Below are 12778 nucleotides of genomic sequence, written 5' to 3' on the forward strand. Positions count from 1 at the left end.
AAATTTAGAAACTCAATTCAGGAGAACACCATGGAACTGTCAGCATTGACTGCTGTTTCACCAGTAGACGGCCGTTACGGAAGTAAAACAATTGCACTACGCAGCATCTTTAGCGAGTTTGGCCTACTAAAGTACCGCTCTATCGTTGAAATCCGTTGGCTTCAAAAGCTAGCAGCGACAGACGCGATCAAAGAAGTACCAGCATTCAGTGCAGAAGCAAACCAGTTCCTAGATGAGCTAGCAGCTAACTTCAGTGAAGAAGATGCGCTTCGCATCAAAGAGATTGAACGTACCACTAACCACGATGTAAAAGCGGTTGAGTACTTCCTGAAAGAAAAAGTAGCAGGTGTTCCAGAGCTTCACGCGGTAAACGAGTTCATTCACTTTGCATGTACTTCTGAAGACATCAACAACACTTCTCACGCGTTAATGCTAAAAGAAGCACGTGAACAAGTGATTCTTCCAGAAATTCGTAACCTAATTGACGCGATCAAAGCACTTGCTGTTGAATACCGCGATATTCCACTTCTATCTCGTACACACGGCCAGCCTGCTTCTCCATCAACCATGGGTAAAGAAATGGCGAACGTAGCGTACCGTATGGAACGTCAATACAAGCAGATTGAAAACGTTGAAATCCTAGCGAAAATCAACGGCGCAGTGGGTAACTACAACGCACACCTATCTGCGTACCCAGAACTAGACTGGCACAAATTCAGCGAAGAATTTGTAACGGAATCTCTAGGCGTGACGTGGAACCCGTACACAACTCAGATCGAACCACACGATTACATCGCTGAGCTATTCGACGCAGTTGCACGTTTCAACACCATCCTTATTGACTTTGACCGTGACATTTGGGGCTACATCGCTCTTGGTCACTTCAAGCAAAAAACAATTGCTGGCGAAATCGGCTCTTCAACCATGCCACACAAAGTTAACCCAATCGACTTTGAGAACTCGGAAGGTAACCTAGGTCTGGCAAACGCAGTATTTGGCCACCTAGCGCAAAAACTGCCTATTTCTCGCTGGCAGCGTGACCTGACTGACTCAACGGTTCTACGTAACCTAGGTGTAGGTGTTGGCTACGCAGTGATCGCGTACACTTCAACACTTAAAGGTATCAGCAAGTTAGAAGTAAACCATGAAGCACTACTGAAAGAACTAGACCAAAACTGGGAAGTACTTGCAGAACCAGTACAAACGGTTATGCGTCGTTACGGTATTGAAAAGCCATACGAGAAGCTAAAAGAGCTCACTCGTGGTAAGCGTGTAGACGGCGAAGCAATGCGTAACTTCATCGACGGCCTAGAGCTTCCTGAGCACGAAAAAGCACGTCTAAAAGAGATGACACCTGCAAACTACATAGGTCAAGCAATCGAGCTAACTGACAAACTGTAAGTTTGAGTGAATTTGATTTAATGAAAGGCCGATGTATCACATCGGCCTTTTTTATTGTTTTTGGAAAAACAGAGTAATCTGCCCTACTTCAATACCAAACTTCTTAATTTTAGTTAAGTTGAAGACGTGTTTGTCGTCTTGGCGATAGAGCCAGTCGTCGAACGTCACGACAATGGTCGAGTCTTCCAATTGCAGTTCAAAGTCATATTGCCATTGCAGTGCATTACCCACTTCTCTACCTTGCGCCACACCGATAATGTCATCCGCCATACCTTGGTAGCGGTTGTCACTCAAACGGGTGATCTCCCACACACGTTGATCTAGCTCTCCATCATCAAATACGAAGTCTTCCTTAAGTGTCAGCGTATTATCCTTAATGCTTCCGACAATCAAAACTTCAAACCGCCGAGTTTGTTTGCCTGAGTAATCTTGTATCATTCCCCAAGCTTGTATTTCACCATCGAAGTATTCAAACAAATCGAAATCAGGTGAGCTCGACTGATAATCTTTTAGGTCGCTGGAACACCCAGCTAAAGGCAATAAACAAAGCATCAGCATTGTTGTCAGTAACTTTTTCATTGTTTTTCCCCTATTAATCGACGTCGTAAGTTCGGGTACTGTGTTTCAGGAGAGAGCCAAATAGCGAGAAAAGCATCATTTAGGGTTTCATTGTCCACAGCCCCAATAGGAACAAACTGCCCATAGCGGTCGTAGTAAAAATGCCCTACTTTACCGTCTGTCACATAAGCCAGCTTCTGCCCTTGCTCTATATCTGGGAAGATGCTTTCTAGCTGTCGAATCCAAGCCGATCGGTCAGACGCTGAATAGCCCAGTATTTCCCACTGCTCATCAGTGGCGTCTATCAGTTGCTTTTGGCTAATATCCCGTTGGTAATGGATCGATAAAGCCAGCGGATGCGGCGTTATATCTTCGCTCCGACGATATAACCCATCTGGTGATAAAAGAGTAGATTGGTAAATATCAAAAAACAGCACTTTCAACTGAGCTTGGCCAACAGGTTGCCAACTTTTCCAGTTTTCTCGTTCATCCACGCCTAACGCCGAAGTGACATCAACGTACATAGTGCAGCCGAACACACTAAAGGCTAAGGCGATTTTTCGAAGATTCATATTGATAAACCCTCCATATGATTAGGAAAATGAGCATCCATTCAACAAACACAATCACGCTGGTTGCAAGCATCCCATTGGGAAACTCAACGACACCCAGCTTTTCACCCGCGGTATAACTTAATGTGCCACCAACGCCTCCTAGCAGTGAAACTCCCCACAGCGGCAAGTAATAAAACTTTTGCGCTAAAAAATAGGCATACCAAACAAATGCAAACCACAGTGCAGCTAGCCAGACGGGAATGCCGATTGAGTCAAATTTGAACAATCCAAAGTACATATTAGCCAAATCGAACAACATACCTAAAATCGCCAGACCGACAATATGCTGTAGCTTAACGGGATCTACCTTTAAGCTAACCAGCACCGTACAGCAAGCCAATACGACGGTCAGCCATTGCAGCTGCTGGTTACCTATAACTGCTGCAAACCAAATACATTGGAACCAGACGGAATAGGCGACAAATCGTTTGGTATTCATATCAAGCACGCTGAAAAGTCATATGAACGGTACTGATACTTTTTGCTTTAAACCCGCCTTCACAGTAGCAAAAGTAGTAGTTCCACATGCGAATAAATCGTGTATCGAACCCCAATCGACGAACCATAGGTTCGGCTAGATCAAACCTTACCCGCCAGTCATTCAAGGTTTTTGCATAGTCTTCTCCGATGTCAAATAAGTCTCTGAGTACTAAATCACTATTCTGTGTTGCCGCTTGCGTCAATGCTGTAATTGACGGGAGAAATCCCCCAGGGAAGATATACTTCTGAATAAAATCAACGTTATTGCTGTAATAGTCATACCTTTGATCGGCGATAGTAATGGCCTGTATTACCATTAGTCCTCTAGGTTTCAACAAAGACTGACATTTTTGAATGTAGGAGTTGAGGTACTCTTTACCCACCGCTTCAATCATCTCTATCGACACTAATTTGTCGTAAGTCCCCGTCAAATTCCGATAGTCTTCTTTCAGTAAAGTAATGCGGTTTGTTAAACCTTTCTCTTCTATCTTTTTCAGCGCAAATTGATATTGCTCTTCAGAAATCGTTGTCGTCGTCACTTGGCATCCATAGCGCTCTGCCATGTAGATGGCCATCGCCCCCCAACCAGTACCAATTTCAATCACATGATCTTGTTCTGTTAACTTTAACTGCTCACACAAACGCGCCATTTTATTTTCTTGAGCTTGCTCTAACGTGTCTTTTGAGTCTGAATACAAAGCCGACGAATAGAGCATCTTTTCATCAAGAAACGTTGCATAGAGCTCATTACTAAGATCGTAATGTGCTTCAATATTTTTCGCGGAATTTTCTAGCGTATTTCGGTTTAACCAATGAGCAATACGATGTGACAGCTTAGTGAAAATGCTCGATTTGCCTTCTAGGTTATCGAGAGTTGAAGAGTTGATCGCCATTAATTCCATCACAGCTGTAAGATCAGGGCTATCCCACCAGCCATCCATGTAAGCCTCTGCTGCAGCAATACTGCCACCTGCTAACACTCGTGAGTAAAAGGCCGGGTTCTTAACTTCGATAACCGCTGCTATATGGCTATTTTGTGAATGACCAAATACAGTTTGCTGCTTTGGTTCATTGGCAGAAAAAGATTCAACAACCGTTAGTGAGCCAGAGTCCAGTTTCCCGAGCAAGGTAAAGACAAGACTGCGCGCCGTTTTTTGCCCTGTCGACAACTGCTGTGGGTAAGGTATAGCGTGAGAGTTAATCATTATCTTTGCTCCTTGACATCTTTTGATTTTTGCTTGTCTTGAGTCTCTTGTTGGTACTTCGGGTGAGAGTAAAAAGGGGCGCCTTTGAGCCAAAGCTTTAAGGCGTGCCAATAAATACCTGTCGTCACCTTTATTGCCATTACTGGGACATAAATTAGCTGCGTTAACAATGCCTGAGATGTAAGTGGGTGCTTATTCATCATTAACGTAGCGTCGAATTCTTTTTGCTCTCTATGGCATTCAAGATGTATAAACAGACGCTTAGCTAATGGTTTCAGCTTCCAAACATATTGCTGCTCTATTGGATTAAACGGTGATACATGGAAAGCCTTAGGGTGCGACCAAGCGCTTTTGTTCTGCGTGTTATCAGAGGCCGGAATGGCATAATAATGGCGTTCATTCCACGGCGTATTACTCACCTCCGCCAGTAGATATTTCCATGTGCCGTCCAAATCATAGACGTAATAAAAATTGACCGGGCTAAAATAGATACCCAAATAACGCAAGTGGATAACCGCTTTTACCGTACCAGTAATTCGTTCTCCAGTGAGATCGCAAACCTTATCGAGTACAGCCTGTTTAAGATCACCTTCTCCTAGGTAATCTGCCCGTTTAAAACGCGCCCAGTGCCACCACCTGGTACCAAAGCACCAAAGGTTAGATTGCAGTTGTTCTAATTCATCCAGATCGATACAAGGCATAAACAAGGTATATTTGAGTGCATGTCTTACTGGCGTGAATCGCCGGTGCCTTATATCACCAATCAGCAAAGCACTCTTAAGTTCATCACTCATCAGGCTGCCCCTTGTTGCTCTACAGGTACACTCCCTTCTTCAATAGCGCGTACTACATCTAGTGCACTCTTAACGCCATCTTCGTGAAATCCGTTGTACCAATAAGCCCCGCAGTACCAAGTCTGGTTAAGGCCATTAATTTCACCTCGCCTTGCTTGTGACGCTATAGATTGCTTAGAAAAAACAGGGTGATGATAAGTAAAGGTGCGTAAAACCTTGTCTGGGTCGATATTGGAAGAACTGTTTAGCGAGACACAGAATGTGACGGGTGCCTTTATATGCTGCAAAATGTTCATATTGTATGTCAGCATCGGAGGCTGAGTTTCGTCCCCCTCGCCGCTAAGCCAATAATTCCATGATGCCCATGCTGCTTTCTCTACAGGTAGCAAAGACTCATCCGTATGGAGAACCACTTCATTGGCTTGATACTGCAGCCCTGACAGTATGTCTTTCTCGACCTCGTTGATATCTCTCATCAAGGCCAATGCTTGGTCACTATGGCAAGCAAAAATCACCTGATCAAAATGTTGCACCTTTCCTTCAACAAGTAAGTTAACACCAAGCTGATCGCGCCAAACACTTTCGACAGGCGTTGAGAGCTTAATTTTGTCGGAAAAATCACGAGTCAATGGCTCTATGTACAACTTTGAGCCCCCTTCAATCACGTACCATTGAGGTCGATTAGTGACATCAAGTAGCCCGTGATTTAAAAAGAAGCGGGCAAAAAAGCTCAATGGAAATGAACGCATGTCTGCCAAAGTGGAAGACCAAATCGCGGCTCCCATAGGTAGGATGTAATTCTCACAGAAATAGTCGCTGAACTTTTCATCTGAAAGAAAGCCGCCTAGCGTGCGCTCATCCGCTCCGCCTTTTTCAACAATTTTCTTCACTTTCCTGTTGAAACGAAGTATTTCAAAAATAAATGAGTAAAAACGCGGATTAACCCAATTTTTTCGCTGTGCAAATAGAGTCGCTAACGTATGACCATTATATTCAAGCCCATTTGAATCATTACGCACACTAAAGCTCATCTGAGTTGGCCGGCCTTTCACCCCAACCTGATCCATCAATTCAATGAAATTAGGATAAGTGCGATCGTTGTAAACGATAAAACCAGTATCAACGTTGTAAGACTTACCTTTCACGTCAACAGTAACAGTGGCAGTGTGCCCACCCACATAGTCGTTGGCTTCAAAGAGCGTGATATCGTGCTTTTTGTTTAAGTGGTAAGCACATGTCAGCCCGGATATTCCTGTCCCGATAATTGCTATTTTCATTGTGTACTCCCATTAATTTGATATCAGCTTGGCAGTAATTAAGGTCTGCCAACGATAGGGCAGCGCGCCTATCAAACGGATAATTGAAGTGAATCTTTTCGGAAAGTAGATATGAGCACGGCCTTTGCTTAACCCGTCTCTAATCTCACGTGAGGCCTGCTCTACAGGGATCACCATTGGCATATCAAACGTGTTCTTATCGGTCAGCGGTGTTTTGACAAAGCCTGGATAAATCACCGAAACATCGATGCGTTTACTTTTAAGATCCAGTTGCAAGGTTCGAGCAAGATAGCCTACAGCGGCTTTTGAGGCCCCGTACGCCTCTGCTCTAGGGAGAGCAAGTTCGCTGGCGATCGAACCGACAATTGCGATCCGGTGACCGGGAATGAAATGCGTTTGGCACGCTTCAATGGCGTTCGCTAAGCCCACCACATTCACGTTGAACACCCGCTTTACCAATTCTGCGTCCATTACGCCCTCATCGATGTACTCACAATCCCCTGCATTAAAAATCCATAAGTGAGGTTGATAAGGTAGCTGTGAGACGGCTTCTTTTGAGTCCTGCAGATCCGTAAGATCAAACTTCAGTCCAGAGATCTGTGAAAACTCTTGCTCTAGTTGAGTAAGCACATCTGAATTGCGACCACATGCAATCACGTCCCAACCATCTTGTGCATAATCTCTTGCGAGTTGGAGTCCGATACCCGATGTGGCCCCCGTAATCAGTACACTGTTCATGATCCTAGCCTCCGTTTGATACCTTTGATCACCACCCCCAGCACAGGCAAATGTTCATAGAGCATTTCCCCGAGGTCGAAGTAATCTCTGTGATAAATCACTTTGCCCTCTTGCATTTTGAGGTGGCTAACACCGTGGACATGGACTGGTGTACCATTTCGCAGCTTGGGATGCTCGAGAGTCATAAGCCAAGTGAGAAAACCAGTATCATCAACTTGCTGATACTCTTTGATGTCAAACTGACAGGTGTGTACGTTGGTGTAGAGCGTCTCAAAGTAGTGCTTGAGCGCTTGCCACCCTTCTATCCGATGCGCTGAGTCTTCAAACACCACATCTGGGTGATACACATCTTCAAGCGTATGTAGATTTGCTTTAGAAAGTTGTTGGTATATATCGCCAACTGATTTGATGTCCATTTCACTCTCCAATATTGTACACGGAATTTTTTTGTACAATTAAAGTTAAGATAGATCATTAGACAAAGTTGTACAACTTTAATATTTGTAAAAGATTATTAGTGGGCGTATAAAAAGTGTCGGAAGGTCGATCAAAAAGGCTTGGTGATTACCAAGCCTTTAAATTAGAAATGAGTGTTATGAGTTACGCAAAGCGTTAATACGCTTATCTAGCGGAGGGTGGCTCATTAAAAGCTCGGTCATTGAACGTTTACCATTGATGCCGAACGCCATCATTGAGCCCTCAAGTTGAGATTCGTGGCTAACCTTCAAGCGCTCTAGCGCTGCGATCATTTTCTGCTTACCGACCAATTGAGCCGCGCCAGCATCAGCATGAAATTCGCGATGACGGCTGTACCACATGGTGATAAAACTTGCTAAGAAACCAAACACAAGCTCAAGAACGATTGATACACCGAAGTAAACCATCATATTGCTGCCACCTTCCTCTTCATCGTTTGAGGACACTAGGTTCGCAATAAAACGAGATAAGAAGATAACAAAAGTATTCACGACACCTTGCATCAGCGTCATTGTCACCATGTCACCATTCGAGATATGGCTGACTTCATGCGCAAGTACCGCTTCAGCTTCGTCACGCGTCATGTTATGCAATAGGCCAGTAGACACCGCAACCAACGAATCATCACGTTTCGCGCCTGTAGCAAAAGCATTGATATCTGCTGAGTCATAAATAGCAACTGTCGGCATACCAATGCCCACTTGCTCAGATTGACGACGCACTGTTTCTAGTAGCCAGTGTTCTGTCTCATTACGTGGGCTTTCGATCACCATACCGCCGACCGAACGTAACGCCATTCCCTTCGACATAAGTAGTGAAATGAAAGCACCACCAAAACCAAACACCGCCGCCATGATTAGCAGACCAGACAAACTCCCTGGCTGCATCCCCGTTACAGCATAAACAATATTGAGAACAACACTTAGCACCAGCACAACGGCTAGGTTGGTTGCCAGGAACAACATTACTCGCTTCATTTATTTCTCTCCAAACGGAAGCTTATTATTATGTGCCATATACCTTACTTGAGTAGACAGCTTGGGCCAACACGCCCGATTTTTCATTACCTAGATATAGTCTATCTCTTTTCTTTACAAGGTTAAGCGACAAATTGAAACATTTGTTTTCTTGGGCTCGCTTTCTATCAGGTAAAAAATTTATATTAAAAGCTGACTGAATATCAGTGAATTAGAGTAACAAGTACTTTGGATTAGACTTTGGTCTTATTGTGCCTTCACTGATTCGTGCTAGATTTTAGGCATTCAAGAAACATCCATGTGAACAGAGGGAACATGTCATGGTTGAAACTAGCAACTATCAAATGGCTATTGATTTACTATGTTGTCATCTAGGGCTGTCAGAAGAAGAAGCAATGAAGCAGCTTGGAATCTCTCCTGAAGAGCACGTTCAAAATCATGTCATGGAGATGCAACACGCATTCATGTCAGCTGAGAAGTGATTTTATTTTCTAGAATATTTTAGGGCAGCCATATGGCTGCCCTAATCGTTTTCTATTATCTATACACCAAGTAACGGGTCTACATTGATGTACTTAGCAAGGTCCTGGCGTTTAACACTTGGAACATACGGAATTTCACCCAGCTTAGGTACATTCATCTTATCTTCTAACATCGAGATAATATCCGCGTAGTGCTCTGTGCCCGGGTTGATTCTATTTGCTACCCAACCTACCACTTCTAAGCCGTCAGCTTTAATTGCGTCAAGCGTCAGCATGGCATGGCTTAAACAGCCGAGTTTAATGCCAACGACAAGCACAACTGGGAGCTTTTCTTGCTGCACCCAACTCGATAAGCACTCAGAGTCAGACACCGGCACGCGCCATCCTCCCGCACCTTCAACCAAAACAACATCGGCATCTTGTTTATGCTGAGCAAGTTTTTCGCTTAGCACTGGGTACTCTATTGTTACGTTTTCTCTTTTCGCAGCAATATGAGGCGAAGCGGGTAATTCCAATGCATACGGGTTGATATCCTCATAAGCAACTTCGACCGTTGATACTCTCAGCAAGTGAAGCGCATCCGAGTTTCTGAACCCGTCTTCCGTCTTCTCACTACCCGCAGCCACTGGCTTATAGCCAATTGTTTTTAACCCTTTCGCCGCCAAAGCGTTTAGAATCGCTTTAGATGCAACTGTTTTTCCAACATCGGTATCCGTACCAGCAATAAAAAAAGCATTAATCATAGATGTATAACCCCTAAACAAACCTGATATGTTGCAGGAAGAAGACCATTGTGGTTTTTGAATTCCTGGTAGGCTTGCTCGACTTGTATAAGTGCCTTGCGACTTGTTAAGCCCTGAGCGCGTCCGCTTACATGATTCGCACCGATGCCTTTTAAATCTCGCATCAATGAAAAAGCGGTATCGTACCAGACTGTAATGGTGGGCAAGTCTAGACTATGCTTTGCACATTCAGATTGCGCTAACGCAATTTTTACCTGATTGAGGCTGATAAAGTCATTCACGTGTTGATATGAGTCAACTTTAATCCATGCCTGCTTTAACTCGTGAAGAGAGCCGTCGAGTAAGGTCGAAAAACACATCAATCCATCTGGTTTTAGCACTCTACGCATTTCTTTCAATGGTACCGATAGGTCCTCACACCACTGCAGAGCTAAGCTCGAAAACACGATATCAACGGAGTTATCGTCCAACGGCAAGCATTCTGCGTCGCCTTGCTGATATTCAACATTGCAATCGCCACAACGCTGACGGGCGGCATCTAACATGTCGTATGATAGATCCAAGCAGATAACCTTGGCTCCTCGTTGGAGCAATTGCTGCGAAAAATAGCCGGTTCCACAGCCGAGATCTAATACCGTTTTTCCACTTAAATCGTCTGAAAGACTATCTAATAACCTATGGCCAACATCACGCTGAAATGCAGCATGAGCATCGTATGTTTTTGCTGCTTTACCAAATGCTTCCGCAATGGCTGATTTATCTGGTAGTGAATTGAATACAGACTGCAATGCTTGTTCCATTAGCCTACCCTATCCAATGCTGCTTCAAAACTGTCCGCCAATTGCATTACGTTCTCCGAGGTATGATTTGCCGTCAATGTAATGCGCAATCTCGCTGTGCCATTGGGTACCGTGGGAGGACGTATTGCCGTTAGCCAGTGTCCGTGACTTTTTATTTGATCTGCCAGCTCGATGGCAAGTGATGCCTCGCCGACAATAAGAGGCTTGATTGGCGTCTCTGTTTCTACATACCCGTCAAATGAAGAAAAACATTCTTTATAAGTCTGCTGAAGTTCTGCGAGCTTTTCACGTCTCCAGTGCTGCTCTTGAATCATTCGAGTAGCATAAGTTAATGCGTAAGCTTGGGAGGGGGGGATAGCCGTAGAATAAACATGATGCCTTGCGAATTGAGTGAGATAGTCTCCTACCTCTTCATTACACAAAATCGCGGCACCCGATAACCCAAAGGCTTTTCCGAACGTGACCACTAAGATATCAGGCTTAATATCAGCGCGTTCGCAGCTTCCTTGACCTTGCTTACCGAGCACGCCAATACCGTGAGCATCATCGACAACAAGCCAGGCGCGATCTTTTGTCACTTCACGTAATGCTGCCAGAGGCGAAAGATCGCCATCCATACTGAACACACCTTCGGTCACCACCAACGCATCTTGGGTGAGTAGTTTTTGCAGAGAACGAGGATCGTTGTGTAAAAAGCGTTTCATTGTCGCAGGCGACAACAATCCGGCTTCCATTAAAGATGCATGATTGAGCTTATCTTGAAGAAGCAAATCACCCTTTTCTAACAGGCTAAACACTAGCGCTTGGTTAGCGGAAAAGCCCGAACTAAACAGTATCGCGCGGCGAAAACCCAGCCACTCACACAGTGCAGCTTCTAGGTTTTTATGAGCTGAACTAAACCCTGTGACAAGTGGTGAAGCCCCACTGCCATTACCATATAAATCAATACCTTTTTGCCATGCTCTTGACAGCTCTTTGTCGTGGGCTAGCCCAAGGTAGTCATTGCTTGAGAAGTTAATATAGCGGTTTTCATGGCGGGCAAAGGCATGCTGGTTTCCGCCATCTATTGTTTGCACCTTTCGGGTTAGCCCTTGCTGCCGTCTTGCATCAAGGGCGTTTTGTATGCGTGCTTTAAACACTGGCATCGTAGAAAAGATCATCTTTGGTTGGACGGGCTGCAACGCGCTCTACAACACGATCCAGCAGATCATTTTCTTCAATTTCATCTGGTTTTTGTGAAATTTCATGGCTGTTGATGCCCAACTTGTTGAACAACAGCATATCTTTATCTTCTGATGGGTTTGGTGTCGTCAGCAGTTTACATCCGTAGAAAATGGAGTTCGCGCCCGCCATAAAGCAAAGTGCTTGCATTTGCTCGTTCATATTTTCACGACCAGCAGAAAGGCGCACTGCTGATTTTGGCATCATAATACGGGCGATCGCGATGAGACGAATAAAGTCAAACGGCTCCACATCTTCGACTTCTTCCAGTGGTGTCCCTTTCACTTTGACCAGCATGTTGATCGGCACACTTTCTGGGTGGGTTGGTAGGTTTGCTAGCTCGACAAAAAGGCCTGCACGGTCGTTAGTGCTTTCTCCCATACCAATAATCCCACCCGAGCAGATTTTCATACCGGCATCACGTACATGAGAAAGCGTATCAAGGCGGTCTTGATATGTACGAGTCGTAATAATGTTGCCGTAAAACTCAGGGGAAGTATCTAAGTTGTGGTTGTAGTAGTCCAAGCCAGCATCTGAAAGCTCATTAGCTTGCTCCGGAGTTAACATACCCAGCGTCATGCAGGTCTCTAATCCCATATCTTTCACGCCTTTGATCATTTGCGTTAGATGAGGCATGTCACGCTCTTTTGGATTTTTCCACGCCGCTCCCATACAGAAGCGAGTTGAACCTGCATTTTTCGCTTTCTGCGCTGCATCTAAAACGCGTTCCACTTCCATTAAGCGTTCTTTTTCTACATCAGTCTGGTAACGAGCGCTTTGTGGACAGTATTTGCAATCTTCAGGGCAAGCTCCGGTTTTAATCGAAAGCAGCGTGCTTACCTGTACATGGTTGTGCTGTTGATATTGGCGGTGGACGGTTTGCGCTTCAAATAGTAAGTCCATAAATGGCTTTTCCATTAGCTCACGAACTTCTGCAACGGTCCAGTTGTGACGTACTTCCACGTGCATTCCTTTTTAATGATCGTTATTAGATTGATTTCTGGCTAGTCT

General features: G+C 44.6%; 15 protein-coding genes. 2 read left to right on the forward strand and 13 right to left on the reverse strand.

Features of this window, described 5'->3' with window-relative positions:
* Positions 1-30 precede the first annotated feature (30 nt).
* The gene (gene purB / locus VNE01S_RS10455) at positions 31-1401 is read left to right on the forward strand and encodes an adenylosuccinate lyase (RefSeq protein ID WP_053393908.1); all 1371 of its coding nucleotides are present in this window, start codon (positions 31-33) and stop codon (positions 1399-1401) included.
* Between the two features lie 51 nt (positions 1402-1452).
* On the opposite strand, the gene VNE01S_RS10460 is transcribed toward purB, so the two are convergent.
* The 9 genes from VNE01S_RS10460 to htpX form a co-directional block, all read right to left on the reverse strand.
* Positions 1453-1980: a DUF3833 domain-containing protein gene (locus VNE01S_RS10460; RefSeq protein WP_053393907.1), complete on the reverse strand. Its 528-nt coding sequence runs from the start codon at positions 1978-1980 to the stop codon at positions 1453-1455.
* Positions 1977-2531 carry a chalcone isomerase family protein gene (locus VNE01S_RS10465; protein ID WP_053393906.1) on the reverse strand — a complete coding sequence of 185 codons (555 nt, stop codon included), beginning with the start codon at positions 2529-2531 and terminating at the stop codon, positions 1977-1979. The genes VNE01S_RS10460 and VNE01S_RS10465 overlap by 4 nt, the downstream gene beginning before the upstream one ends.
* Positions 2500-3012, reverse strand: a complete 513-nt coding sequence (locus VNE01S_RS10470; RefSeq protein WP_053393905.1) for a DUF2878 domain-containing protein — start codon at positions 3010-3012, stop codon at positions 2500-2502. The genes VNE01S_RS10465 and VNE01S_RS10470 overlap by 32 nt, the downstream gene beginning before the upstream one ends.
* Before the next feature lies 1 nt (position 3013).
* On the reverse strand, positions 3014-4258 hold the full coding sequence (locus VNE01S_RS10475) for an SAM-dependent methyltransferase (protein WP_053393904.1): 1245 nt from the start codon (positions 4256-4258) through the stop codon (positions 3014-3016).
* Entirely contained in the window at positions 4258-5052 is a 795-nt protein-coding gene (locus VNE01S_RS10480) for a DUF1365 domain-containing protein (protein WP_053393903.1), read from the reverse strand. Before VNE01S_RS10480 ends, VNE01S_RS10475 begins: the two co-directional genes overlap by 1 nt.
* The gene (locus VNE01S_RS10485) at positions 5052-6329 is read right to left on the reverse strand and encodes an NAD(P)/FAD-dependent oxidoreductase (RefSeq protein ID WP_053393902.1); all 1278 of its coding nucleotides are present in this window, start codon (positions 6327-6329) and stop codon (positions 5052-5054) included. The genes VNE01S_RS10480 and VNE01S_RS10485 overlap by 1 nt, the downstream gene beginning before the upstream one ends.
* Before the next feature lie 12 nt (positions 6330-6341).
* Positions 6342-7067: an SDR family oxidoreductase gene (locus VNE01S_RS10490; RefSeq protein ID WP_053393901.1), complete on the reverse strand. Its 726-nt coding sequence runs from the start codon at positions 7065-7067 to the stop codon at positions 6342-6344.
* Complete coding sequence (locus VNE01S_RS10495) at positions 7064-7483, reverse strand: nuclear transport factor 2 family protein (protein WP_053393900.1); 420 nt, start codon at positions 7481-7483, stop codon at positions 7064-7066. The genes VNE01S_RS10490 and VNE01S_RS10495 overlap by 4 nt, the downstream gene beginning before the upstream one ends.
* Before the next feature lie 177 nt (positions 7484-7660).
* Positions 7661-8521, reverse strand: a complete 861-nt coding sequence (htpX, locus tag VNE01S_RS10500; RefSeq protein WP_053393899.1) for a protease HtpX — start codon at positions 8519-8521, stop codon at positions 7661-7663.
* A gap of 320 nt (positions 8522-8841) precedes the next feature.
* On the opposite strand from htpX, the gene VNE01S_RS19455 reads away from it, so the two are divergent.
* The gene (locus VNE01S_RS19455) at positions 8842-9003 is read left to right on the forward strand and encodes a hypothetical protein (protein ID WP_169773935.1); all 162 of its coding nucleotides are present in this window, start codon (positions 8842-8844) and stop codon (positions 9001-9003) included.
* A 59-nt stretch (positions 9004-9062) separates the two neighbouring features.
* Here VNE01S_RS19455 and bioD read toward each other — a convergent pair whose 3' ends face one another.
* The 4 genes from bioD to bioB are packed head-to-tail and all read right to left on the reverse strand — an operon-like array spanning position 9063 to position 12730.
* Entirely contained in the window at positions 9063-9746 is a 684-nt protein-coding gene (bioD, locus tag VNE01S_RS10505) for a dethiobiotin synthase (RefSeq protein WP_053393898.1), read from the reverse strand.
* Entirely contained in the window at positions 9743-10546 is an 804-nt protein-coding gene (gene bioC, locus VNE01S_RS10510; RefSeq protein ID WP_053393897.1) for a malonyl-ACP O-methyltransferase BioC, read from the reverse strand. The genes bioD and bioC overlap by 4 nt, the downstream gene beginning before the upstream one ends.
* The gene (gene bioF, locus VNE01S_RS10515) at positions 10546-11706 is read right to left on the reverse strand and encodes an 8-amino-7-oxononanoate synthase (protein WP_174522334.1); all 1161 of its coding nucleotides are present in this window, start codon (positions 11704-11706) and stop codon (positions 10546-10548) included. The genes bioC and bioF overlap by 1 nt, the downstream gene beginning before the upstream one ends.
* Positions 11678-12730, reverse strand: coding sequence for a biotin synthase BioB (bioB, locus tag VNE01S_RS10520; protein ID WP_053393895.1), 1053 nt, complete (start codon positions 12728-12730; stop codon positions 11678-11680). The genes bioF and bioB overlap by 29 nt, the downstream gene beginning before the upstream one ends.
* Positions 12731-12778: the final 48 nt, after the last annotated feature.

This window comes from Vibrio nereis NBRC 15637 (genome assembly GCF_001591105.1).
Taxonomy (GTDB): domain Bacteria; phylum Pseudomonadota; class Gammaproteobacteria; order Enterobacterales; family Vibrionaceae; genus Vibrio; species Vibrio nereis.